Genomic DNA, 22,151 nt, shown 5'->3' with positions numbered 1-22,151 from the left:
GACCGTGTTGTGGCGTGTCCGTTGGGCAAGCGTGTCCCATGTCCTGCCCCTGTCATTCGCCCTGCTCAGCCTGCGGATGAGCGGCCGCGCCGTGTCCTTCCCCGGGTTCCTTCGTCAGCTCCCGCCCCGGGCTGTCTCCCCGGGTCCGGACCATCCGCACGATGATGGCTGCAAGCAGGCCGGCCGCCATGGTGACAAGTCCCCCGACACCGATGTAGAACAAGGCGGGCGCGATGGCGGGCACGGCCGCAGAGGCGTCGGCGGCCGCGGTAATGACCCACCAGTACCCGGCTGTTGCTGCTGTCCAGATCGCTCCGGCGATGCTGACGAGCCAGGACAACGGGGAGAACCATCGGGGGCCGGCTCTGTAGGAGAGCGCCACGGCCAGGGTCCCGGTTCCTGCCGCAGCCAGGACGAGACCGCCAAAGACGAACCGGCCTGCCAGAATCCCCACCAGCACGCAGGCTGCGCCGATCAGGACAACCCGTCGGGCCGGAAGCGGCATCCCCGTGCGGCCAGCTGGTGCTCCTCCAGGAGGCGTGGTAAGGGAATCTTCGTGGTCATCGCTGCTCATACGGTTCTCTGGTCCTCACGGGTTTGGTGATAGTGCGTGGCATGTTCGCATCAGACTGGCGAATTGCTCAGTGTCACCCCATGCTGACACACGGGTAACACCGGCATTGGCCTCCCGTCACACTCACGCATACCCCCTGGGGGTAGTTGCGGGCATACCCTTAGGGGGTATAAATTGGTTATATGCATGAAGAAATTGCCATCAGCAAGGACGTTTCCGAGGACACCGGCACCGCCGTGGGTGCGGACCACGGGTACACCAGCGAGAAGGACGCGTATCTGCGTCGGCTTAAACGCATTGAGGGGCAGGTGCGCGGGATCGCCCGGATGGTGGATGAGGATTCGTACTGCATCGACATCCTGACCCAGGTCGCGGCCGTGAACAAGGCCCTGCACGCGGTCAGTTTGGGCCTGTTGGAAGAACACATTGGCCACTGCGTCGTCAACGCCGCGGCGGAATCCGACGAAGCCGGCGGGGCGAAAGTCAAGGAAGCAACAGAGGCCATAGGGCGTCTGCTGCGCTAGCAACGAAGGGGAATCGCCATGAGCATCAATACAACGGTCAACATCTCGGGCATGGACTGCAGCCACTGCGTTGCCTCAGTCACCGAAGAGCTTCAGAAGCTCAACGGCGTTAAGGAAGTGGCCGTCGAGCTGAACAAGGACGGACTTTCGGTTGCCACGATCACCTCGGCGTCCGATCTGGAGCCTGAACAGATCAACGAAGCCATCACGGAAGCCGGCTACGTCCTGGTCAGCAGCGGGACCTAAGGATGGCCGCCGAAACCTTTACCGGGACCCGCATCATCGAACTCGACATCGAAGGCATGACCTGCGCCTCGTGTGTCGCCCGGGTCGAACGCAAACTTGGCAAACTCGACGGGGTCGAGGCCAGCGTGAACCTTCCCCTGGAATCCGCGCAGGTCACCGTTCCGGACTCCATCACGGACCAGCAGATCATCGATACGGTCACAGCCACCGGCTACTCGGCACGACTCAAGGCAGCTCCCGGAACGGGCGAAGGAGGCGGCCTCCGGCCTGAGGATGACCCGGCCGTGGATGGCCTGGACGATGACGATCGGCCCGCCTCTGCCGCAGCCGCCGCCCTGCGTCCGCGGCTGTTGCTCGCTGCCGTTTTAACCCTGCCGGTGGTGATCATTTCCATGGTCCCGGCCGCCCAGTTCCCGCACTGGGGCTGGGTGGCCTTGGCGCTGAGCCTGCCCGTGGTCAGCTGGGCCGCGTGGCCATTCCACCGTGCCGCAGCGGTCAACGCCCGGCATCTGGCATCCACCATGGACACCCTGGTGTCCATCGGCGTGAGTGCCGCCTTCCTGTTTTCGGCCTGGCAACTGTTCGTGGACCCCGCCCTGACCGAACACGCTGGCATGGACATGAGCGCCCATGCCCTGTACTTCGAAGTCGCCGCCGTCGTCACGACGTTCCTGCTGCTGGGCCGCTACCTGGAAGCCAGCGCGAAACAGCGCGCGGGCAACGCGCTGCGGGCACTACTGAACCTGGGGGCGAAGGAAGCAATAGTGCTCCGCAACGGGATCGAAACCCGGATCGCCGCCGACCAGTTACAGCCCGGCGATGTCTTCATAGTCCGCCCGGGCGAAAAGATCCCTACCGACGGATACGTCATCGAGGGTCAAAGCGCCGTGGACACCTCCCTGATCACCGGCGAATCCTTGCCGGTGGAGGTCGGGGTCGATGACACGGTGATCGGTGCGACGATCAACACGAACGGACGGTTGCTGGTAAAGGCCACGCGGGTGGGCAGCGAAACCACGCTCGCGCAGATGGGAAGGCTGGTCAGCCAGGCCCAGAGCGGCAAGGCCCCCATTGCCCGGCTTGCTGACCGGATCAGCTCAGTCTTTGTCCCCGTCGTCCTCGGCATCGCGGCCGTCACCTTCGCGTCATGGTTCTTTGCCACCGCTGACCCGCAGTCCTCCTTCACCGCCGCGGTCGCGGTCCTGGTGATCGCCTGCCCCTGCGCCCTGGGCCTGGCCACGCCCACGGCACTGCTGACCGGGACGGGACGCGGCGCACAGCTGGGCATCCTCATCAAGGGCCCGCAGGTCCTCGAAGACACCCGGACCGTGGACACCATCGTGCTGGATAAGACCGGAACGGTCACCAGCGGACAGCTTTCCGTTTCCGCCGTGCAGTCCTTCACCTCGACGACCGGGGAGGAGATCCTTGCCCTGGCAGGAGCCGTCGAAGCCGCCAGCGAACACCCGATCGCCCACGCCATCGCCCGCGCAGCCAAGGCCAACGCACCGCTGCTGCCCGTCACAGCTTTCGACAGCGCACCGGGTGGGGGTGTGCGCGGGACCGTGGACGGCCGACGGGTGGTTGCCGGCCGGGCCGGCTGGCTGGAGGATAACGGCATCACTCCCGCCGCGGACAACTACACGGCGCTGCGGTCACAGGAGGAAGCCGGCGCGACCGTCATCTGGGTCGGCATTGATGGTGAACCCGAGGGAATCATCAGCCTCACCGACACGGTCAAAGAAGGATCTGCGGCCGCGATCGGACGGCTGAAAGCTCTGGGGTTGCGGCCCGTCCTGCTGACCGGGGATAACGCATCGGTCGCCGCCGCCGTGGCCGCCCAGGTGGGTATCCCGGCGGAAGATGTGATGGCCGGAGTCCTGCCCGAGGGCAAGGTGGAGGCCGTCCGGCGGCTGCAGGCCGGCGGAGCCATAATGGCGATGGCCGGTGATGGCGTGAATGATGCTGCCGCCTTGGCGCAGGCTGATCTGGGCATCGCGATGGGCAGCGGCACCGACGTGGCGATTGCCGCCGCGGACCTGACAGTGATGGGCAGCGACCTGGGCCAGGTCGCGGACGCCATCGAGCTCTCCCGGCGGACGCTGGCCACGATCAAGACCAACCTGTTCTGGGCGTTTTTCTACAACGCCGTCGGCATCCCGGTCGCGGCCCTCGGTCTGCTAAATCCGATGATCGCAGGAGCCGCCATGGCAGCCAGCTCTGTGCTGGTGGTCAGCAACTCCCTGCGGCTGCGCCGCTTCACCGGACAGAAGAGGACGGGGACCCCGATCGTAGCGGCGCGCACACCGGTCCGCTGACCAGGCATCAGGATGCCCGGCCGCAAGAGGAGCGATCCTGCGAAGGGCATGGAGAAGGCCGGTGATGCGCTGCCCCCAAGGCAGCGAATCACCGGCCTTCTCGTTGTTGGTTACCCGGCGCGGACGAAGGTGACTGAGCCTTTGGCTGTCATCCACGTCAGGGGGTGGACTGCGGTTTCGTTCTTGCCGTTCAGGCCCGAGCTGAGGACCTGGCCGTTGCCGACGTAGATACCCACGTGTCCGGGCTGCATGACCATGTCCCCGGGCTGGGGGTCCGTGACGACGGTGCCGTAGTTCATGAACTGCATCGGTCCAAGATCCCCGACGGGGATCCCGGCAGCATTAAGGGCGTTCTCCACCAGTCGGGTGCAGTCCTGGATCATGCCGATCTGGGCGTAGGCGGCCGAAACCATGGTCGCGTTCACCCCTCCGGCGGCCGGAGCAGCAACCGGCGCAGCAGCGGGGGCTACGGTGATGGTAGCTTTCGCCGGCGCGGCGGAAACTGCCGGCGCGGCTGCAGGCTTGGGTGCGGGGGCTGCGGGCTTGGGTGCCTCCACGACGGGGGCTGGTGTGGTGCTGACAGCGGGTCGCTCGTAGGAGATCCTGACGGTCGCATCGGCGCTCAACGGCGCCGGAGCCTGACTGGTCACCTCAAGGTTTGAAGCCGGTTCGGCATCGCGCTGCGCGGGGGCTTCTGCGGCCTGCGCGGCGATGCCACTGGTCAGAACCAGGCCGGAAGCAGCTGCGATAACGGCCGCCTGGCGGCCTACACCTCCGGCGTTGTCGGCGAATGTCCTGGACAGGGCCGCGAGCGGGCTTGCCTGGACGATGACCGCGCGGTGGCGGCCGTGAGTTCTGCGAATGGACATGAAGTGGCCTCTCCCAATGCCTGCGGGGTGAGCTGTCGGATTCGGATGGGAGTCACCCGGCCGCGGTCCTGCACCAAATGCAGTACAGCGGCTTCACCCCAAGGCCTGCCCGAAGCAGGCCACAAATTGGGTTCCCCGTCTCTGCCGGACGAAATATGCGATCGGATCCCGGGCCGCGGCAGAGTTAGGCAATCAGCTCGGGAGTGCCGCCTTCGGAGAAAACCGGCACGAATTCGACCGTACAGGAGAGCTGACCCAATGTCACATTTGAATAACGGGGCCACCCGAGGGCAGAGGACCCCGGCCCGGTGATGCAACCCGACCCCGGCCTGCCGGTCTAAACAGGGGTGCGCCGGGGGCCCGGCCGCTCACGCCGGCTGTTCGATCTCCGCGAGGGGACGCCGGCATCCACCTTGCCAAGAATACCCCATGGGGGTATCATTCAGGTGTTGTCAGTGAAGTGGTTTGTCCAGGCCGGTGCGCTTTCCGGCCGTTACAGCCGTTCAACCCCAGCGCGTCCCCATGATTTCTCTTGCACAGGACCAAACTGACATGTGTGCACTCGAAACCCGGACCGGGCTGCCCATCGTGGCCGCTGAACCGTCCGGATGCAGCTGCTGCTGCTCCACCGCTTCCCGGACCTGGCGTCGCCGGCACTTCAAGGCAGCGACTACTCCGTCGAAGGAATGACCTGCGGGCATTGCGTCCACAGCGTTGAAAAGGCAGTGTCCGCCCTCGCCGGAGTGGAGGCCGTCACCGTCGAGCTGGTGGCCGGAGGGGCAACCCGGCTCAGCGTCTCCGGCACCCCTACCAAAGCGGAGATCCGGGACGCTGTCACGGCCGCCGGGTACAGCCTCACCAGCAGGTAGTCCAACGCCCGCCCTGACGGACAGCGCCGCTGCCGCCGTCAGGGCAGACTTTCCAGCCAGGAGAGGGCAACAATGGAAGATCACAATCATCACGGCCCTGGACGCCCAGTTGTTGCGCAGGGTGAAACTGAATGCTTCCCAGGTTCGTTGAACTGTAAGCCCGGCAGGGTAGGATCCCTGCCGTACCCTTAAACCCATGAATGGCTACGGAAGGAGGAACACCATGGCAGCAACCGGATCCGTCCGCGTCACGGCGTTCCTGACCCGTGCCGTTCTGCTGACGGGATTCCTGGCCATTGTGGCCGGGATCCTCGGTATGCACATCATGACCGGAGCCCACTCCATGCCGACGGCCACCCCAGGCATGGATACGGCCGTTCAGCAGATACAGAACCCGGTCAGCCATCCCGGCCGCGCCCCTGCACAGTCTTCCCAGACGGCCTCCGCGGCCGGGCCCGGGATGCTTGCCGGATCAGCTTCCTCGTGCGCCGATGCCACCAATGCCGCCGGCTGCCAGAGTATGTCGGCGATGGACGCGGTCTGCGTCCTGTCCCCGGCGAACACCTCCCTGTCGGCGCCGCTGCCCGGCACCGCACCGCTCCAGACCCCTGACACGAATGCCCTCGCCAAGGCAACTATCAGTTATTCCTTCCCGCCGGAGAGTCCTTCCCCCGGCGACCTCTGCATCAGCCGGACGTAAAGCTGCGCTGCGCCGTGTCCTGCCCGGCGCACCCTCCACGCCACGCTTGCGTACCCCCCCCTGCATACGCCCGCCTGAGATTCGGCGAGCCCTGCAGCCACGCTATCCACAGCGGCGCCTGACGCCGGTCGATATTTTGAAGGACCTGATGTTGATGAAGAAAACACTGACCATTTCCGCTGTCACCATCGCCGCGGCGATCGCCCTGGCCGGTTGTTCCGCGGGTTCGGACGGAGGGAGCATGCCCGGAATGAACCACGGCAGCTCCGGGATGTCCTCCAGCTCCGCGCCCGCTGTCGCGGACTTCAACGACGCCGACGCCATATTCGCCCAGATGATGATCCCGCACCATACCCAGGCCGTGGAGATGTCCGACATGATCCTCGCCAAGGAAGCAATCCCGGTCCCCGTGACGGATCTGGCCACGAAGATCAAAGCGGCCCAGGCACCGGAAATCGAGAAGATGACCGGCTGGCTGACCAGCTGGAACCAGCCCACTGAGATGCCCACGGACATGCCCGCCGGGCACAGCATGTCCGGCATGATGGGCGATGAAGACATGGCCAAGCTTGAAGCCGCTCAGGGAACCGAGGCGGCCAAGCTGTTCCTGACCCAGATGATCGCCCACCACGAAGGCGCCATCATGATGGCCAAAACTGAAACTACGGACGGTAAGAACGCCGAGGCAGTCCAGCTCAGCAAAGACATCGTCACCTCCCAGGAAGCTGAAATGCAGGAAATGAAGGACCTGCTGGCCGCCCTCTAGCTGGCAGACCCTGCGCCTCCCCTTCACACCTCTTTTTCGTTCCGTCACCTGGAGATTAATCGTGCCTGCGCGCTCTCTTAAACGTTCCCGTATCATCGCCGTCTCAGCCGCCTCACTGTCCCTGGCGCTGTCCCTGGCTGCCTGCGCCCCGTCCATTGACCCGACGGCCGACACCCCGTCATCAGCCGGCTCCGCCACAGGTCTGCCCAGTGCTCACATCCATGGCCTGAGCGTCAACGGTGAAACCGGCCAGGTACTCCTGGCGACGCACGAGGGCCTGTTCGACGTGTCCAAAAAGCCCGCCGTCAGAGTCGGACCCACGAACGATCTGATGGGCTTCACCGCCGCCATGGAGCAAGACGTCTTCTACGCTTCCGGCCACCCCGGGACAGGCTCGACGCTGCCCAACCCGCTCGGACTCATCAGGACCAGCGACGGCGGCAAAACCTGGGAGCAGCTCTCCCGGCAGGGCGAATCGGACTTTCACGCCCTCGCCACCACCAAGTCCGGGATCGTGGCCTTTGACGGGACGCTCCGCACCAGCCCGGACGGAAAAACCTGGAAGACCGCCGCCTCCAGCTTTGCCCCGGCAGTACTGGCCGGGAACCCTTACAGCGATACCGTTCTCGCCACCACCCAACCGGGCCTGCAGCGTTCCACCGACGGCGGCGCCACCTGGGTCCTGGACAAGGCAGCCCCGGCGATCCAGTTCGCCGCGTTTGCCAGCGCCACGGAAGCCGTCGGAGTCGAACCCGGCGGCGCCGTCCACTACTCCCCTGACGGCGGGGCCACCTGGACCCCGAAAGGCAAGATCAGCGGCGCGGTCCAGGCCGTCGCAGCGACCGAAGGGTCGGACGGGAACCCCTGGATCTGGGCCGCTACCTCTACCGGTCTGGTGGTTTCCACGGACGGCGGGGCCACGTTCCGGTCCTCTGACGCGGACTGAACCGATGGATATCGGCGGGTACTTTGCGTCCATGGTGAGCTCCGGAGCGTTGCATATCGCCATCCCGCTGGCCATGACGGCAGGGCTGGTGTCTTTCCTCTCGCCCTGCATCCTGCCCCTGGTGCCAGGCTACCTGGGCTTCGTGTCCGGACTGACGGACCCGACGCAACCGCACAACCGCCGCCGGGTCCTCACCGGCGTCGGGCTCTTTGTCCTGGGTTTCGCCGCCGTATTCACCCTCTACGGGGCCGCGTTCGGCGCCATCGGCTCCTGGCTGCTGCGCTTCCAGGATGCCCTGATGCGCGGCCTCGGTGTCGTGGTGATCCTGATGGGACTGGCGCTCCTGGGCCTGGTCCCCTGGCTACAGCAGACCCGCAAACTCACCCTCGGCCGCAGGACAGGACTCGCCGGCGCACCCCTGCTCGGGATCGTCTTCGGGCTCGGCTGGACACCCTGCATGGGCCCGACGCTGAGCGCTGTCCTGTCCCTGAGCGTTACCACCGGCAGTGCCGGACGCGGCGCGCTGCTGGCCTTCGCCTACTGCCTGGGCCTGGGCATCCCCTTCGCCCTGACGGCCATGGGTTTCGGCTGGGTCAGCAACACCCTTGCCCTGGTCCGCCGCCACATCCGGGTCGTCAACATCGCCGGCGCCTCCATGCTCATCATCCTGGGGGTCCTCATGGTTTCCGGTGTCTGGGTGAAGTGGATCTACCAGCTCCAGAACCTCTCCGGAACCTTCCTCACCCCGATCTAAAACCCCGCACCTCCATGGGTCCCCCATTGAAGCCCGATCAGGAGAACTCCTATGAATACCCTCACCGATCATCACCTCGGCCGCCGCCGTTTTCTGAGCCTGTCGGTCGCCGGGGCCGCCGCTGCGGCTCTCGCGGCCTGCACCAACACCCAGGGCACCGCCGGCCTCCCGGGCCGTATCCAGCCCACCGATCCAATCGTTGCCGACTACGAAGCCCGCCGGGCGGCCAGCGGAAAATCCGTCACCCGAAACCTGACGGCAGGTACCGTCCAGGCAACCGTCGCCGGCAAACCCCTCACCACCTGGGGATACAACGGCGGCCTTAACGCGCCGGTACTGCGGGCCGTGGCCGGGGACCGCCTCCAGGTCCCGCTGACCAACAACCTCAAGGACGAAACCAGCATCCACTGGCACGGCCTGGCCCTGCGCAATGACCAGGACGGGGTTCCCGGCCACACCCAGGACCCGATCGCCGCCGGCGCCGCGTTCACCTACGATTTCCGGCTCACCCACCCCGGCACGTACTGGTACCACTCCCATGTTGAGATGCAGCGCGAAAGGGCACTCTACGGAGCACTGATCATCGAGGACCCGGCAGAAAAACTCGTCTACGACCAGGACTGGGTCATCGTCCTCGATGACTGGATGGACGGTATCACCGGCACCCCCGATGATGTCCTCAAAGAACTCTCCGGCGGCATGCCCATGTCCGGCGGCACGATGCCCGGCATGGACCACGGTTCCATGTCCGGCTCCATGTCCTCCGCATCCCCTTCCCCTTCCGACCCCGGGTCAGCGGGGATGGGGATGAAGCACATGCTGATGGGCTCCCGCAGCGACTTCCTCGGCGGGGACGCCGGGGATGTCAGCTACCCGTACCACCTGTTCAACTCAAAATCCCCGGATGAAGCGGACACCTTGGCCGCCGCGGCCGGACAGGTGATCCGGCTGCGGATCATCAACGCCGCCGGAGACACCGCCTACCGTGTGGGCATCCCGGGCCAGAAGCTCACCCTCACCCACACCGACGGATTCCCGGTCGTCCATCAGGACGTGGACGCCGTCGTGCTCGGGATGGGCGAACGCATCGACGCCCTCATCACCGTCAAAGACGGATTCACTCCCGTGGTGGCGCTGACCGAGGGGAAAATCGGCCAGGCACTGGGATTTATCAGCACCGGCACGGGAAAACAGCCTCTCCCGGCCACCCTGCCGAACAAGCTCGAAGGCACCGTGGTCGACGGCGGTCAGCTCAAAGCAGCCCCCGACGTCGTCCTCTCCGCCAAAACGCCTGACCGGACCCACGAGCTCAAACTCACCGGCGGCATGGAGAAATACGACTGGGGCATCAACGGGCACCGCTTCGACATGACCAAGCCCTTCGAGAACGCCTTCGATATCAAAGCCGGCGAACGCGTCGAGGTGCGATTCATCAACGACACCGACATGTGGCACCCCATGCACCTGCACGGCCACACCTTCCAGGTCGGTGCCGACGGGGCGCGCAAGGACACCGTGATCGTCCGTGCCAAGCAGACCGTCACGGTGACATTCGACGCCGACAACCCGGGCCAGTGGCTGACCCACTGCCACAACGCCTACCATGCCGAACGCGGCATGATGGGCGTCTTCTCCTACATCAAATAAGGGACCCGACCATGAACACCCCTGTCATGACAGAACTGATCTTCCCCTCCCCGACCGTGAGCGCCTTCCAGTTTGGGCCGCTGACCATCCGCTTCTACGCCCTCGCCATCATCGCCGGCATCGTTGTCGGTGTCTGGCTCACCGCCCGGCGCCTGCGGTTCCGGGGCGGCACCATGTCCCAGACCCTGGACATCGTGACATGGGCGGTGCCGTTCGGCATCGTCGGTGGCAGGCTCTACCATGTCATCACCGACAATCAGCTCTACTTCGGGCCGGGCAAAGACCCCTGGGGCGCGGTCCGGATCTGGGAAGGCGGCCTCGGGATCTGGGGCGCCGTCGCCCTGGGCCTGGCCGGCGCCTGGATCGGGGCACGGCGCGCCGGGGTGCCCTTCACTGCATTTGTGGACGCGGCCGCCCCGGGCCTGCTGATCGCCCAGGGCCTGGGCCGGTGGGGGAACTGGTTCAACAACGAACTCTACGGCGAACCCACGGACCTGCCCTGGAAACTCCAGATCCACGCCATGAACCAGGCCACCGGGCAGGCCGTCATGACCCCCGATGGCACACCGGTGATTCTCGGCTACTTCCAGCCCACTTTCCTCTACGAATCCCTGTGGTGCCTGGGCGCCGCGTCGCTGTTGATGTTCCTGGACCGCAGATACAGGCTCGGTGCCGGCTCAGTCTTCGCGCTCTACGTCGTCCTCTACACCGCCGGCCGGTTTGCCTTCGAACTGATGCGCTCCGACCTCGCCAACACCATTCTGGGGCTGCGCGTGAACACCTGGGTCTCCGGCCTGCTCTTTGTTGCCGGGCTGGCCCTCGTCCAGGCCTTCCGGTCCCGGCCGCGCTCCGAAGTCGAAACCAGCTCGCCCGATCTGCGCCAGGATCGTGCCGCAGCCACCGAAAGGACAAACACATGAGTAACGCCGGAAAACGACGCACCGACCACGAGGCTGTCCTGGCCGCCGTCCGGGCCCAGCAGAAGGCCAAGCAACGCAAATGGAACCTCTTGGTCTACGGCGGTTTCGGCCTGGTCCTGGCGATCATCATTACCGCCGTTGCCTTCACCGTCACCGCATCGGTCCAGGAAAAAAACGTCGCCGCGGAGGCTGCGAAAAGGCCCATCGACGGGGTCCAGACCTACACCGAGCTCTCCCGCAACCACGTCCAGGACGCCGTCGCCTACCCCCAGGAGCCCGGCGTGGGAGGCGACCACGCGCCCGTCTGGACAAACTGCGGCGTCTACACCGAACCGGTCAACGAACAACGCGCTGTGCATTCCCTCGAACACGGCGCCGTGTGGCTGACCTACAAACCGGACCTGCCAACGGCAGAGATCACCAAGCTCACCGACCTCGCCAAGGCCAAACCCTATCTCCTGCTCAGCCCCGACAAAGACCAGACCGGACCGGTCACAGCCACCGCCTGGGGAACCCAACTGAACGTCCAGGACGCCGGCGACCAACGCCTCGCCGCCTTCATCGGCGCCTACGCCCAGTCACCTAAAGCACCCGAACCCGGCGCCGCCTGCACCGGCGGAACCAACGGCTAACCACCACCCTCAAGGAAAACCATGAAAAATTTCCGCAAGCCCAAGAAAGCGGCCGGCGCCGAATCACGCTACCGCCGGCACCGGCGGCTCGTCCGGATCGGACAAGCCCTCATGGCCGCCGGGGCGCTGGTCGCCATCAGCCACTGGATCGCCCACCTGGCCGCTACCGGGCAGGGGCCCAGCCTTACCGAGGACATTTTCATCGGCTACCCCACCGGTGGCCTGCTGATCCTCATCGGCGCTGTTCTGGCCGGCCGCACCGAGACGAAAAAGCGCTGAGCATGCCGCCCCTGGATGTTGTCCTGGCCTCCTGGACCCTGAACTGGCCGTCCCTGGCTCTGCTGGCCGCCGCAGCCCTGCTCTATGGCCGTGGCCTCCGCACCGCACGGCACCGAGGGATCCGGTGGCCCTGGTGGCGGACCCTGACGTTCTATCTCCTGGGCCTGGGCAGCTTCGCCGTGCTCAGCTTCGGGTTCACCGGGGTCTACAGCCACGACCTGCGCTGGGTCTTCACATTGAAGACCACCTCATACCTGTTCATCGTTCCGCTCCTCGTCACCGCGGGTAAACCCCTCACCCTGGCCCGGGAGACCCTCGGACCGGCCGGTATGGCACGACTGGACCGGTTTCTGGGCCACGCACTGATGCGGGCGCTGAGCAACACCATCGTCGCCGCGCTGCTGGGCCTGGGAATCTTCACCCTCTTCCTGACACCGCTGTTCCACCCCCTGCGGACGGACCCGCTCTGGGACATGGCCCTGACCATACTCGTGCCGCTGACCGGGATGCTGATGGTCGTGCCCATCATCGAAGACGCGTCCTCCAAGACCGTCAGCGCGCTGATCATCGTCGAATTCATCTACGTGTTCATTGAACTCGTCGCCGACGCCGTGCCAGGGATCATGATGCGAATCAGCCCACAAATCCTGGACGGGGCAACCCAGGGACTCACCGGACATCCGGGCTGGCTGCCGGGACCGCTCCGGGACCAGCAGCTCGCCGGGGACCTCCTGTGGTTCCTGGCCACGGCGGGCCGGATCCTCGTCTCCGGGCAGGACACCTCCACTCTCGGACCCGCGCAGCTGTCGCGGCTTCGGTTGCAGGAATTCGGTTTCGTCTTCCAGACCTTCAACCTGCTCTCTGCACTGACGGCGGAGGAAAATGTCATGATGCCCCTGCTCACGGCAGGGGTGCCCCGGAAAGAGGCCCGGGCCAGAGCCCGGGCGGCGCTGGAACAGCTCCAGCTCGGGCACCGGTTGCGGAATCTGCCCCGGGACCTCTCCGGCGGGGAGAAGCAACGCGTGGCCATCGCCCGGTCCCTGGCGAATGACCCCCGGCTGATCCTCGCCGACGAACCAACGGCCAACCTGGACGCAAAGACCGGGCAGGACGTGACCCTGCTCCTGTGTGAGACGGCATGCCGGGAAAACAGGGCCGTCATCATCGTCAGCCATGACCAGCGGCTCCGCACGGCCGCTAAACGGGTCATCACCATCGAGGACGGGCGCCTCACCGCCGAAGAAGCAGGCGACCACAACCTGAATTGCCGGATGCACCCGAACGCGGCACCGGCATGAAGATGACTGATGAAGAACTGCTCGCAGCACTTGCCGACCCGGCCGAGGACCCGGCCCGGATGGAACGGATCGCCACGGAAATCGGAGCCGGATTTCATCTGCTCTCGGGCCGGTTCGGGAAAGCAGTGGCCGTGTTCGGATCTGCACGCCCCGGACCGGACGATCCCCGCTACGCAGCAGCCCGGATACTGGGGTCCCGCCTCGCCGCCGCGGGTTTCGCGGTCATCACCGGTGGAGGCCCGGGCCTGATGGAGGCGACCAACCGCGGCACCGTCGAAGCCGGCGGCACCTCTGTTGGTTTGGGCATCGAACTCCCGCATGAACAGTCACTGAACCCCTACCTGGATGTGTCCATGACCTTCCGGTACTTCTTCGCCCGGAAGCTCATGTTCATTCGGTACGCCTCGGCTTTCATCGTCCTTCCCGGGGGTTTCGGCACCCTTGACGAACTCTTTGAAGCCCGCACACTCGTCCAGACTGGCAAAATCCACGAATTCCCTGTGGTCCTGGTCGGCGCGGAACACTGGTCAGGGCTTATGGTCTGGATCCGGGACCGCCTCCAGAGCCCGGGATTCATCACTCCCGAGGATATCGGGCTCCTGCGGGTCACCGATGACATCGACGAAGCCATCGAGCTGATCCAGCGCTGCCACCTGCGTCAACGCGCCCTCTGACCCGGAAAAGGGATGAGGAACGGGCGGGTGACGGACATGTGCGGAGAGCCCCCGGCAAGGAAACGCCAGACGCTGGCCGCGACGACGTCCACGTCGCCGAGGCCGGAGGAGAACATGGTCCCGTTGCGTCCTGCAAGCCAAGCCTGAAGGCCAGAAAACACGGGCCCCGCGGCGGCGATCCAGAGTATCGTTGGTTCCTCGCGGCCAGCAGGGTCGCGCCGATCATGAGCCAGGCCAGGAACGCCGCCCGCTGTCCCGGCCAAGGACAGGAACAGCAGGACCGCGATGAACTGCGGGGTCCAACTTATCGCCGGCAGAGAATCCACGCACTCCCTATCGGACCTCCCGACTGGACAATGCTCGCGCCCGTCGTCGGCGTCGGTGTCTCGCTGTTCCTATCCGGGGAACGCCCGCCGCCGGGCGGTGGTCGGCATCGGACTGATTTTGGCCTCGCTCTGGCTAGTGCTCCCGGGACCTCCCAGGGGGACCGGCCAGGGCAAGGGGACTACGACTCCCCGAGGACTCTTGACGGCGGAAGCCCGCGGGAACGAGAGTGGACATAAGGGCACCAATGGGTCCAGATGGCAGCGAGGAAGCAGAGATGATGTTTTGGGGCGGGGACATGGGCGTCTTGGGGTACATCCTGATGGGCGTGAGCTTTGTGCTGTTCTGGGGTGCCATCATCACCGCCATCATCCTCTTCGCCCGATCCATGGGAGCCGGGAACCGGTATAAAGATGGCGGGCCCCGTTCAGGCGTCGCCGAGAATCTGCTCGCAGAACGTTTTGCCCGCGGTGAAATCGACGAGAACGAATACACAGCCCGTCTCACAGTGCTCCGCCGGGGCTGGGGAGCGTGACCGGCCGCCGTTTCCGGCAGGGGCAACCAAAGCGTGCGTGTTATCTTGCACTGAGGTCCGGTGTGGGTAACCGCAATTCGGGGGTGCGAGTGCCCGCTATGTCTGTGGACTGCCGAGAATGCTTTGTTTGCCAACATCAGACCCCATTTTCATGGCGTTCACACTAATTTTCGGGGGGTGATTATGGCTGCCATCGGGGAGTGGATTCTCGTGGCATGCGGATTGGCTGTGGCCGGCATCGGCTTCTTCTTCGCCGTCCTCCGGCCGCCGCTCCTGCCCGAGGACCGTCGCTACATCGACACGTCCGCACACGCCGCCGATACGGAGTCGCCGGGCCTGCTTCGTTGGCTCAGGTTGGTGTTCATTGTGATGGGGGGTTACATGGTGGCCACTGGTGTTTTGACCGTCAACATTGCCATGTCTGGCGTCCGAGAAGGCTCGACCGCCGCGCTGGTGGTTGCAGGGGTGGCCGGTGCTGCTTCGGTCGGCGTCATGGTCGTGGTCAATATCGTCCTTCGTTCGCACTTCCGGTGGCCGTTGGTGGCCCTGGGCGCGCTGTGGACCACCGCCGTGGTCCTATTGGCATTCGGCGCCTGATGGAGGGCAGTCGCGCGGCGTGGCGCACCGGTGCTATGCATCGAGGAGGCGTGCGGGCCGCCTGTCCGGGCTGAATCTTTATCCGGCTCAAGGCAGTTGAAACCGTCAGATTTCCCGGCCGACCCGGGCCGGTAGTCTTAAACGAAGACAGCCCAACGGAAGGAGGAAAGACCATGACAGCAAGCCTGTCCGCGCGCGCTGTGTCCTTCCTCCGCCGAGTGGCCCTGTTGGCCGGGATGCTGGCCCTCATCGCCGGGATTCTGGGCATGCGCATCATGACCGCGTCGTCCTGATGCGCTCGGACCCGCTGGACGTGCACATCGCCCTGCAGACCGGCAAAGGCACAGTGCGGAAGATGCGCCAGAACCTGGGTTGGGCCGTGGGGTACAACGCGATAGCGCTGCCCATCGCGGCAGGGGTCTTCGCGTTCGCCGGGGGCGTCCTCAGCCCGGAGATCGCGGCCCTGTCGAGGTCCGGTTCCCGCTTCCTGGTTACCGTCAACGCCCTCCTGCTTAAGAGGCTCCGGCTTCCCCGGCCGGAAACACCCGAGGCCACCACGGCGCGTGCTGCCCGGCCGCTGTCCCTGGTCGGGAACCGCTAGGCACGCCGCCATGGACCTCCGGCTCATCTCCCGCGTACTGTTCCTGCGCGCTGCGTGGCGCAGAAGGGACCACTGGGACGCCGCACGAATCACCGCCCACCAGGACCGCGCCCTGCAGGAACTGCGTCGTGCCGCCTACGCGGGCTCGGAGTTCTACCGGCGCCATCACGCCGGCCTTCACGACGCTCCGCTGCACCAGCTGCCGATCGTGACCAAGGCGGACCTGATGGACCACTTCGACGAGGCTGTTACCACACCGGACTTCAGGTTGGCGGATCTGGAGAGCCATCTGCGGTCCCTGACCGAGCACGGTGGAGACCCGGGGATGCCGTGGAAGGGCCGGTGGTGGGCGGCTGCGACGGCAGGGACCACTGGCCGGCGGGGAACGTTCGTCTGGAACCGCTCTGAGTGGGGGACTGTCCTGGCGTCCTATGCCCGGGCGAACGATTGGGCAGGGATCTCCGCCGGCCCCACCCGGCCCCTGAAAATGGCCCTCGTGAGCTCCCGCGTCCCCACACACCAGTCAGCCGTCGTCGGCGCCTCGCTGCGCTCCAAGCTCATACCGACCCTCCGCCTGGACGTCACCGCACCCATGGATGAGACGGTCGCAGCGCTCAACCGGTTCCGGCCCAGGGTCCTGGTCGGCTACGCCTCAGCACTCAAACCCCTCGCCGCTGAGCAGCGCGCCGGCAGGCTGCACATCTCACCCCAGGGCGTGATGTCCGCCTCCGAAGTGCTCAGCCCGCACACCGCCGCGGAACTGGAAGCGGCGTGGGGGAGCGCGCCCTTCGACGTGTACGCCGCCACCGAAACAGCCGGGATCGCCTCCCCGTGTACCTACCGGAACCGCCATGTCTATGAGGACCTGCTGATTATCGAACCCGTGGACCAGGACGGGAATCCAGTGTCGCAAGGGACAACCGGGGCAAAGCTCCTCGTCACAGTCCTGTTTTCGCGGACCCTGCCGCTGATCCGCTACGAAATGTCCGACACCGTGCGGCTGGGCGGACGAGATTGCCCCTGCGGACGCTCCTTCACTTTAATGGAGGACATCGAAGGCCGGATCGAAGACGTACTCCACCTGGCAGGCCAGGCCGGAAGCGTAGATGTCCACCCGATCGTGTTCCATCACGTTCTGGACCAAGCCGCCCTTGCCGGATGGCAGGTAATCCAGGAACCCTCCGGGCTGCGGGTACTCCTCGCGGGCCTCGCGCCCGGAGCGTCCATACAGGGAGTCCGGACGGCAGTAGGCGACGCCCTCACCGCGGCAGGAGTTGTGCCGACTGGTGTGGATGTACACCTGGTGGAACACCTTGAACGGACAGCACTGGGCAAGGCGCCCTTCGTGCGCGGGTTGAAGGGCCCGCGATGACAGAGTCACCAACCGCCGCTGCTGCTTTGCCGCCTTTTGACGCCGTTATATTTGATCTGAATGGCGTCGTCAAGGAAACGGCGGCTGTGCATGAGGCAGCATGGACCGAGCTCTACGAGGTGCTTAAAGATCCGCGGGTCCCACCAACGGCACGCAGGAACCCGTTCAACACCAGGGACTACCAGAAGTATGTCGACGGCAGAGGCCGCAACTCCGCCGCTGTTCTAGCAGCCGGGGGCCTGTCCCGAGCCTTTGACCTGGTCATCGATGGCGAGATTGCCCGGAAGCGGGGCTAGCCGGGAAACCAGACCCCGCATCGTTCCTTGAAGTGGTGCACCGGCTGCGCAGATAATGTTCTCGGGCACGATGACCGGCTTTGTCGCAGCCCCTTCGAGGCGGTCATCGATGGATTTCATGGACCGGTAGGGCAACGCGGAGGCGGCCATTGACGCGGCCTCGGCCCAGCCCGGCCGCATGGTTTCCGGGGTCAGGCACCGGGCCAACAGTGTTGCCGCATCCACAGCCTTGGTCGCGCGTCGTATGACGGCAGCGGGTCTCCCGGGACGGTCAGGTCTTATGCCTTCAATCTGCGGGACTTCTTCGCTTTTCTCGCACCGCGGCGGTGTTCACAGCAAGTTGATTGCTGCGGGATAGGCCACCGGGAATTGCATACCGGGCACCGTCCGGTCCTGCGCCGGGCATCGTCTGTGGCATCTGACCTGTGGCAGGACCTGTGACGGAAGCTTTGCGTCTGGCTACGCCGTTTGCCGTCGCGCCATTGCCTGCTGTTTTTCAGTTTTTCCCTGCCCGTATCGCGTGAGCCCACGAGGTTTATAGATTGACAGCACCGTGGTGACAACCAGCGCCAGCAGCGCAGCACCGGCATCAAACACGAGCTGGACCCGCATGCCGGTCATGTCCGCCGAACCCAGGGATGAAGATGCTGCGATTTCCGCCATTGAGGTAACGGGCTGCAGATGAACCAGCAGCAAGGCGCTGGCCACGGTGGTAATCATGAGCTTGATCAGCACCCAGTAGTGACGGAACAGAGATGTGGGGATGCCGAAGTTATGGGATGAGACTGTGGAGACACATCGCGGGGCAGTCCTGACCGCTATCTTGGACGCTGCCGCAACCCTGGTCGCCGGCCATTCGGCGGCTGCGGTGACGATGTCCGGTATCGCCCAGACGGCCGGTATCGGCCGCGCAACGCTCTATAAGTACTACCCGGATGTCGAGACGATCCTAGCGGCCTGGCATGAGCGTCAGGTCCATGCGCACCTGGAAGTCCTGACCCGGATTAGGGACAGCACGCGGGGCGCCCGCGAGCAGCTTGAAGCCGTGCTGGAGGCCTACGCCTTCCTCTCACACTCCGGGCACGGAGCAGCCGACGCCGTCGCCCTGCACCAAGGCGCACATATGGGCCCCGCCGAGCGCCACCTGTCGGGATTTCTGACAGAACTCCTGCGCCAGGGTGCGGAAGCCGGGGTATTCCGGGGGGACGTAGCCGCGGATGAACTCGCCGCGTTCTGCCTTCACGCCCTCGAAGCGTCCGCCGGCCTGACATCGCCGGAGGCCGTTCACCGGCTGGTCAAAGTCACCTTGGCCGGGCTCCACCCGGTGCCCTGAGTAGGCAGGTGTCCCCTGGGACCTGCGCCTGCAGGCATCCCGGGACCGACTGCTGCTGTCCACCCCGGGTCGTCAGTCTGGGCTTCGATCAAAGGTGAAGCCACAGGCGCACCGGTACATCAGCACGCCCCCGGACGGCTCCGGGGGGTGACTGACCGATGCCTCCGGGAAGAGAAGTACAGGCATTTTGTCGGCCGGGACCAGACGCATAGGCTCACCGCAATGCATGTGGGTGGCCAGCATTCGCCGCAGCTGCGGGTCGTCGACCGGGCTCCCGGACGCGGCACCTATCCCGGCCAAGGTGCCGCCGGCAGGAGGGATGGACCCCTGACGCGGGCCTGAGGGCTGCCTGGGTTTCATTTATTCCTTTCGACGGAAGATGGCGCCACGGTCGCCGAGCGATTCGTGGCGCTGGTCGCGCCCCCGACACGGATTAACGATTCGACTGGCACTTTCCTCCCCTTGGATGCTCCGGCGGCAGAGCTCAGGGACGCATTGGGGGTTGCCTTAAGGCCGGGATGCCGCCGGGCAGGCCTTCCCTCGGGTGCCGGATGTCGTTGGATCTCCGGTCACCGTTGGGTAGGGCCGTGGGGCAGGGTCAGCCGAGCGAGCCGAGAAGGTCGTTGCATGCCCTTTCGCAACGGCGGCAGGCCTCGGCGCAGAGCCGGCAGTGTTCATGCATGCCTGCGTGTTGTTCGTATTCCTCGGCGCAGGCCTTGCAGATGGTGGCGCAGGCCTGCAGCACCGCGCGGGAGACGTTGGCGTCATAGCCGGTGTGGCGGGAGAGGACGTTTGCAGTGGCCGCGCAGATGTCCGCACAGTCAAGATCGGTGCGGATGCATTTGGTCAACTCGGCGACCATGTCTTCGCCGAGGCAGGCATCAGCGCAGGCGGTACAGGCCTGTGAGCAGTCAAAGCACGCCGCAATGCATTCGGCGAGCATGTGCTGATCGATGCCGCCGAGATCCTTCGGGTACGCATCGAGCATCTTGTGGGTGCTTCCGTGTGTCATTTCTTTCTCTCTTTCCAATATTGAACGGGAGGAACCTGGTGCGGAGACCAGCTGATGTTTTCTGATGTGCCGGCTGTTTGGCTGATGTTCTTTCTCGGGCCTCCTTCTGATCGGCTGAAGGCAGGACCCAAAGGGCGGCCCGCACGCGGTGTCTACGCCAGCCAGGTCGAAGGGTGCCACTTGCCGGCCATATGGCCTGGCGTTCGCGCGGCCGGACGGGGAGAACGTGCGCTTTATGTCCGACTGACAGACAGTTGAGTTAGGGTTAGCGCCTGCCAGCTCAGCGGTGCTTGGGGCCTGTTGGCGATGTGGGATGCCGGGGGCCGGGCGCGCGGGCCAGCGGAATCCGGTATGAGCGTTCCTGACCTTGGCTGCGCCGCGTCGGTCACAGCAACAGGCCACGACCGTGGACTGACTGCCCGGGTGTCTCCGGTCTCGTGGCATCCTCTGCGCGGGCCCCCGCGGAGCACGTCGGAGGCGGATTGGGCTCCGACTGGGCTCACTCTGTTCGAACGTCCCCGAGGGTTCTCCTGTCCCCCGGGGATCGCAGTCTCGGGCTGGCGCTGTGCGGCGGCGCCAGGCCTGGGGTCTGACACGCCCACCACGTGTTCCTGTCCATCGCAGAAGGTAACTGGCCCGGCCGAAAGGAGGACGACCACGAGGCAGGAAAGGACAGCCCGCGGCGCCGCAAGCCTGCGGACCAGCAGTGGAAGCGTCGAACGTTGAAGGGCCATCTGGTCTCTCCTGAAGGCAAGTCCCGCCCAGCGTAACCTTCCGGTGCCCCGCCAGTCACCATGCCTGTCCCCTTAAGCCCAGAGCGCTTTTGATAACGGATTTGTAACTTAAGCCGACGCTTCGCTAAAGTTGGATAAGCACATACCCCCAACGGGTATGGATGTGACCGCTTCGCCAAACCCCGCCGGCGGTCCGTGAACCTGATCTTTCTCAGGCGGGGGCGGAGGACCCAACTTTGGTGCGTAATGATGCACCTTGGGGTGAAGCCGACCCTGTGACTGCGCGTCCTGATCGCGTCCTGCAGGGCAGCCGGACAGTCCACTCGTCCGAATCCGACAGCTAACTTCGCCGGCGCCGAGAGGACCGCTATCTTGCCTGCCCAGCCAAAACACGGCCGTCGCCGTGCCCTTCCGGCCGCTGCCTCACCACGCCGCCGTCCGTTTTTCCAGGAACCAACGTTCCGGCTACGCGGCCAGCAGTTCGGCCTAACAGCAGCCGTCACAGGAATGATTGCCCTCACTGCTCTGTCCGCGGCGCAGGCTGACTCCGGCAGCCGCGCTGCGGCCCAGGACAGGCCGGCGGCCGTGGCAGCCGCGGCTCCGGAAGCAGCGGTTACGGCAGCAGCTGACACTGTTCTTACCTTTGACCGCCCGGAGGTGACCTCCCAGCCGGCGCCTGCGCCCGTTGCCCCGGCGCAGTCCGCGGGGGCGGTTAAGGCACCCGAGGCTGCCCCCGAGCCCGTGCCGGCATCCCCATCCACGGGGTTGCGTTCCCCGCTCGCGTCGATTAACGTCAGTTCCCCTTTCGGCTTCAGGATCAGCCCGATCACCGGGGCCGTGGGGGAAATGCACACCGGGATCGATCTGACCGGGGCGTGCTCGACGGCGGTCTTCGCCGCCGGTTCCGGCACTGTCACCGAGGCCGGCTGGAGCCCGTACGGTGGCGGCAACCGGATCGTCGTTGATCACGGCAACGGGCTGAAGACCACTTACAACCACCTGGCCAGCATCGGTGTCTCCCTCGGACAGGCCGTGGTTCAGGGCCAGCAGATTGCAGGGGTAGGCACAACCGGTGCCTCCACCGGCTGCCACCTTCACTTCGAGGTCATGGTCAACGGCCAGACCGTCGACCCGGCTGCCTTCATCTAAGAGGCCCGGCCCGCAGCCTTTTAGATGGCTGCGCTGACTGCTTGCGCGTGAAGGCGGCAGCCGCGCGATGAAGCGGTACAGTTGCGGGTGCGTCCTGCACCCTGTTTTTGACTTTCCTGATGGACCTGCGCTCACTGCCAGTCAGGGTTCCAGACCCGGGCGGATAACGCAGGAAGGCCGTC

Annotated in this window: 26 protein-coding genes and 2 riboswitches; of the genes, 21 read left to right on the top strand and 5 right to left on the bottom strand. The window is 65.5% G+C overall.

Annotation, left to right across the window (positions count from 1 at the left end; genetic code table 11):
- Positions 1 to 52: 52 nt before the first annotated feature.
- Positions 53 to 574, bottom strand: coding sequence for a hypothetical protein (locus tag DAD99_RS18755; RefSeq protein ID WP_193342725.1), 522 nt, complete (start codon positions 572 to 574; stop codon positions 53 to 55).
- Positions 575 to 756: 182 nt separating this feature from the next.
- On the opposite strand from DAD99_RS18755, the gene DAD99_RS18750 reads away from it, so the two are divergent.
- From DAD99_RS18750 to DAD99_RS18740, 3 genes are read left to right on the top strand one after another with little or no spacing between them, the layout of a single operon-like run.
- Entirely contained in the window at positions 757 to 1,098 is a 342-nt protein-coding gene (locus DAD99_RS18750) for a metal-sensitive transcriptional regulator (RefSeq protein ID WP_193342724.1), read from the top strand.
- An 18-nt stretch (positions 1,099 to 1,116) separates the two neighbouring features.
- Complete coding sequence (locus DAD99_RS18745) at positions 1,117 to 1,344, top strand: heavy-metal-associated domain-containing protein (RefSeq protein WP_193342723.1); 228 nt, start codon at positions 1,117 to 1,119, stop codon at positions 1,342 to 1,344.
- 2 nt (positions 1,345 to 1,346) lie between these two features.
- Positions 1,347 to 3,662 (top strand): cation-translocating P-type ATPase, encoded by a 2,316-nt coding sequence (locus DAD99_RS18740; protein ID WP_193342722.1) that lies wholly within the window; start codon positions 1,347 to 1,349, stop codon positions 3,660 to 3,662.
- 110 nt (positions 3,663 to 3,772) lie between these two features.
- Here DAD99_RS18740 and DAD99_RS18735 read toward each other — a convergent pair whose 3' ends face one another.
- Positions 3,773 to 4,531 carry an NlpC/P60 family protein gene (locus DAD99_RS18735; protein WP_193342721.1) on the bottom strand — a complete coding sequence of 253 codons (759 nt, stop codon included), beginning with the start codon at positions 4,529 to 4,531 and terminating at the stop codon, positions 3,773 to 3,775.
- A gap of 3 nt (positions 4,532 to 4,534) precedes the next feature.
- Positions 4,535 to 4,732: riboswitch (cyclic di-AMP (ydaO/yuaA leader) on the bottom strand.
- Between the two features lie 407 nt (positions 4,733 to 5,139).
- On the opposite strand from DAD99_RS18735, the gene DAD99_RS18730 reads away from it, so the two are divergent.
- From DAD99_RS18730 to DAD99_RS18680, 11 genes are all read left to right on the top strand, one after another.
- Positions 5,140 to 5,400: a heavy-metal-associated domain-containing protein gene (locus DAD99_RS18730; protein WP_193342720.1), complete on the top strand. Its 261-nt coding sequence runs from the start codon at positions 5,140 to 5,142 to the stop codon at positions 5,398 to 5,400.
- Between the two features lie 223 nt (positions 5,401 to 5,623).
- Positions 5,624 to 6,100 carry a hypothetical protein gene (locus DAD99_RS18725; RefSeq protein WP_193342719.1) on the top strand — a complete coding sequence of 159 codons (477 nt, stop codon included), beginning with the start codon at positions 5,624 to 5,626 and terminating at the stop codon, positions 6,098 to 6,100.
- A gap of 154 nt (positions 6,101 to 6,254) precedes the next feature.
- On the top strand, positions 6,255 to 6,866 hold the full coding sequence (locus DAD99_RS18720; protein WP_193342718.1) for a DUF305 domain-containing protein: 612 nt from the start codon (positions 6,255 to 6,257) through the stop codon (positions 6,864 to 6,866).
- Positions 6,867 to 6,927: 61 nt separating this feature from the next.
- Entirely contained in the window at positions 6,928 to 7,812 is an 885-nt protein-coding gene (locus DAD99_RS18715; RefSeq protein WP_193342717.1) for a F510_1955 family glycosylhydrolase, read from the top strand.
- A gap of 4 nt (positions 7,813 to 7,816) precedes the next feature.
- Complete coding sequence (locus DAD99_RS18710) at positions 7,817 to 8,566, top strand: cytochrome c biogenesis CcdA family protein (protein ID WP_193342716.1); 750 nt, start codon at positions 7,817 to 7,819, stop codon at positions 8,564 to 8,566.
- A gap of 51 nt (positions 8,567 to 8,617) precedes the next feature.
- Positions 8,618 to 10,213, top strand: coding sequence for a multicopper oxidase family protein (locus DAD99_RS18705; protein WP_193342715.1), 1,596 nt, complete (start codon positions 8,618 to 8,620; stop codon positions 10,211 to 10,213).
- A gap of 11 nt (positions 10,214 to 10,224) precedes the next feature.
- Positions 10,225 to 11,133, top strand: coding sequence for a prolipoprotein diacylglyceryl transferase (gene lgt, locus DAD99_RS18700; RefSeq protein ID WP_193342714.1), 909 nt, complete (start codon positions 10,225 to 10,227; stop codon positions 11,131 to 11,133).
- Positions 11,130 to 11,765, top strand: coding sequence for a DUF3105 domain-containing protein (locus tag DAD99_RS18695; RefSeq protein ID WP_193342713.1), 636 nt, complete (start codon positions 11,130 to 11,132; stop codon positions 11,763 to 11,765). The genes lgt and DAD99_RS18695 overlap by 4 nt, the downstream gene beginning before the upstream one ends.
- A gap of 21 nt (positions 11,766 to 11,786) precedes the next feature.
- Complete coding sequence (locus DAD99_RS18690) at positions 11,787 to 12,044, top strand: hypothetical protein (RefSeq protein WP_193342712.1); 258 nt, start codon at positions 11,787 to 11,789, stop codon at positions 12,042 to 12,044.
- A gap of 2 nt (positions 12,045 to 12,046) precedes the next feature.
- Entirely contained in the window at positions 12,047 to 13,342 is a 1,296-nt protein-coding gene (locus DAD99_RS18685) for a cytochrome c oxidase assembly protein (RefSeq protein ID WP_193342711.1), read from the top strand.
- Positions 13,339 to 14,016 (top strand): TIGR00730 family Rossman fold protein, encoded by a 678-nt coding sequence (locus DAD99_RS18680; protein WP_193342710.1) that lies wholly within the window; start codon positions 13,339 to 13,341, stop codon positions 14,014 to 14,016. Before DAD99_RS18685 ends, DAD99_RS18680 begins: the two co-directional genes overlap by 4 nt.
- Here DAD99_RS18680 and DAD99_RS18675 read toward each other — a convergent pair.
- The gene (locus tag DAD99_RS18675; protein ID WP_193342709.1) at positions 14,001 to 14,342 is read right to left on the bottom strand and encodes a hypothetical protein; all 342 of its coding nucleotides are present in this window, start codon (positions 14,340 to 14,342) and stop codon (positions 14,001 to 14,003) included. The genes DAD99_RS18680 and DAD99_RS18675 overlap by 16 nt on opposite strands.
- A 275-nt stretch (positions 14,343 to 14,617) precedes the next feature.
- Here DAD99_RS18675 and DAD99_RS18670 point away from each other — a divergent pair, with 275 nt between their 5' ends.
- From DAD99_RS18670 to DAD99_RS18650, 5 genes are all read left to right on the top strand, one after another.
- A complete protein-coding gene (locus tag DAD99_RS18670; protein ID WP_193342708.1) occupies positions 14,618 to 14,875 on the top strand; it encodes an SHOCT domain-containing protein in 258 nt (85 codons plus the stop codon).
- Between the two features lie 183 nt (positions 14,876 to 15,058).
- Entirely contained in the window at positions 15,059 to 15,472 is a 414-nt protein-coding gene (locus DAD99_RS18665; RefSeq protein ID WP_193342707.1) for a hypothetical protein, read from the top strand.
- Between the two features lie 292 nt (positions 15,473 to 15,764).
- Positions 15,765 to 16,073, top strand: a complete 309-nt coding sequence (locus DAD99_RS18660; protein WP_227008234.1) for a hypothetical protein — start codon at positions 15,765 to 15,767, stop codon at positions 16,071 to 16,073.
- 10 nt (positions 16,074 to 16,083) lie between these two features.
- A complete protein-coding gene (locus tag DAD99_RS18655) occupies positions 16,084 to 17,445 on the top strand; it encodes a phenylacetate--CoA ligase family protein (protein ID WP_193342706.1) in 1,362 nt (453 codons plus the stop codon).
- On the top strand, positions 17,442 to 17,741 hold the full coding sequence (locus DAD99_RS18650; RefSeq protein ID WP_193342705.1) for a hypothetical protein: 300 nt from the start codon (positions 17,442 to 17,444) through the stop codon (positions 17,739 to 17,741). Before DAD99_RS18655 ends, DAD99_RS18650 begins: the two co-directional genes overlap by 4 nt.
- A 459-nt stretch (positions 17,742 to 18,200) precedes the next feature.
- On the opposite strand, the gene DAD99_RS18645 is transcribed toward DAD99_RS18650, so the two are convergent.
- The gene (locus tag DAD99_RS18645) at positions 18,201 to 18,476 is read right to left on the bottom strand and encodes a hypothetical protein (protein ID WP_227008233.1); all 276 of its coding nucleotides are present in this window, start codon (positions 18,474 to 18,476) and stop codon (positions 18,201 to 18,203) included.
- Between the two features lie 52 nt (positions 18,477 to 18,528).
- On the opposite strand from DAD99_RS18645, the gene DAD99_RS18640 reads away from it, so the two are divergent.
- Positions 18,529 to 19,074 (top strand): TetR/AcrR family transcriptional regulator, encoded by a 546-nt coding sequence (locus DAD99_RS18640; RefSeq protein WP_309233399.1) that lies wholly within the window; start codon positions 18,529 to 18,531, stop codon positions 19,072 to 19,074.
- A 598-nt stretch (positions 19,075 to 19,672) separates the two neighbouring features.
- Here the strand turns inward: DAD99_RS18640 and DAD99_RS18635 are convergent.
- Positions 19,673 to 20,086 carry a four-helix bundle copper-binding protein gene (locus DAD99_RS18635; RefSeq protein ID WP_193342702.1) on the bottom strand — a complete coding sequence of 138 codons (414 nt, stop codon included), beginning with the start codon at positions 20,084 to 20,086 and terminating at the stop codon, positions 19,673 to 19,675.
- Between the two features lie 898 nt (positions 20,087 to 20,984).
- A riboswitch (cyclic di-AMP (ydaO/yuaA leader) is annotated at positions 20,985 to 21,187 on the top strand.
- Positions 21,188 to 21,192: 5 nt separating this feature from the next.
- Here DAD99_RS18635 and DAD99_RS18630 point away from each other — a divergent pair.
- Positions 21,193 to 21,969, top strand: a complete 777-nt coding sequence (locus DAD99_RS18630; protein WP_227008232.1) for a M23 family metallopeptidase — start codon at positions 21,193 to 21,195, stop codon at positions 21,967 to 21,969.
- Positions 21,970 to 22,151 lie beyond the last annotated feature (182 nt).

The sequence above is a fragment of the Pseudarthrobacter sp. AB1 genome (assembly GCF_014926485.1).
Taxonomy (GTDB): Bacteria; Actinomycetota; Actinomycetes; order Actinomycetales; family Micrococcaceae; genus Arthrobacter.
This window is presented reverse-complemented; position numbering and strand designations above follow the sequence as displayed.

Coding starts and splice junctions, on each gene's coding strand:
- DAD99_RS18655 (WP_193342706.1), top strand. CDS start 16,084: ATGGACCTCCGGCTCATCTCCCGCGTACTGTTCCTGCGCGCTGCGTGG.
- DAD99_RS18680 (WP_193342710.1), top strand. CDS start 13,339: ATGAAGATGACTGATGAAGAACTGCTCGCAGCACTTGCCGACCCGGCC.
- DAD99_RS18660 (WP_227008234.1), top strand. CDS start 15,765: ATGCGCTCGGACCCGCTGGACGTGCACATCGCCCTGCAGACCGGCAAA.
- DAD99_RS18695 (WP_193342713.1), top strand. CDS start 11,130: ATGAGTAACGCCGGAAAACGACGCACCGACCACGAGGCTGTCCTGGCC.
- DAD99_RS18635 (WP_193342702.1), bottom strand. CDS start 20,086: ATGACACACGGAAGCACCCACAAGATGCTCGATGCGTACCCGAAGGAT.
- DAD99_RS18735 (WP_193342721.1), bottom strand. CDS start 4,531: ATGTCCATTCGCAGAACTCACGGCCGCCACCGCGCGGTCATCGTCCAG.
- DAD99_RS18725 (WP_193342719.1), top strand. CDS start 5,624: ATGGCAGCAACCGGATCCGTCCGCGTCACGGCGTTCCTGACCCGTGCC.
- DAD99_RS18690 (WP_193342712.1), top strand. CDS start 11,787: ATGAAAAATTTCCGCAAGCCCAAGAAAGCGGCCGGCGCCGAATCACGC.
- lgt (WP_193342714.1), top strand. CDS start 10,225: ATGAACACCCCTGTCATGACAGAACTGATCTTCCCCTCCCCGACCGTG.
- DAD99_RS18705 (WP_193342715.1), top strand. CDS start 8,618: ATGAATACCCTCACCGATCATCACCTCGGCCGCCGCCGTTTTCTGAGC.
- DAD99_RS18665 (WP_193342707.1), top strand. CDS start 15,059: ATGGCTGCCATCGGGGAGTGGATTCTCGTGGCATGCGGATTGGCTGTG.
- DAD99_RS18730 (WP_193342720.1), top strand. CDS start 5,140: ATGCAGCTGCTGCTGCTCCACCGCTTCCCGGACCTGGCGTCGCCGGCA.
- DAD99_RS18740 (WP_193342722.1), top strand. CDS start 1,347: ATGGCCGCCGAAACCTTTACCGGGACCCGCATCATCGAACTCGACATC.
- DAD99_RS18750 (WP_193342724.1), top strand. CDS start 757: ATGCATGAAGAAATTGCCATCAGCAAGGACGTTTCCGAGGACACCGGC.
- DAD99_RS18755 (WP_193342725.1), bottom strand. CDS start 574: ATGAGCAGCGATGACCACGAAGATTCCCTTACCACGCCTCCTGGAGGA.
- DAD99_RS18720 (WP_193342718.1), top strand. CDS start 6,255: ATGAAGAAAACACTGACCATTTCCGCTGTCACCATCGCCGCGGCGATC.
- DAD99_RS18745 (WP_193342723.1), top strand. CDS start 1,117: ATGAGCATCAATACAACGGTCAACATCTCGGGCATGGACTGCAGCCAC.
- DAD99_RS18710 (WP_193342716.1), top strand. CDS start 7,817: ATGGATATCGGCGGGTACTTTGCGTCCATGGTGAGCTCCGGAGCGTTG.
- DAD99_RS18670 (WP_193342708.1), top strand. CDS start 14,618: ATGATGTTTTGGGGCGGGGACATGGGCGTCTTGGGGTACATCCTGATG.
- DAD99_RS18650 (WP_193342705.1), top strand. CDS start 17,442: ATGACAGAGTCACCAACCGCCGCTGCTGCTTTGCCGCCTTTTGACGCC.
- DAD99_RS18685 (WP_193342711.1), top strand. CDS start 12,047: ATGCCGCCCCTGGATGTTGTCCTGGCCTCCTGGACCCTGAACTGGCCG.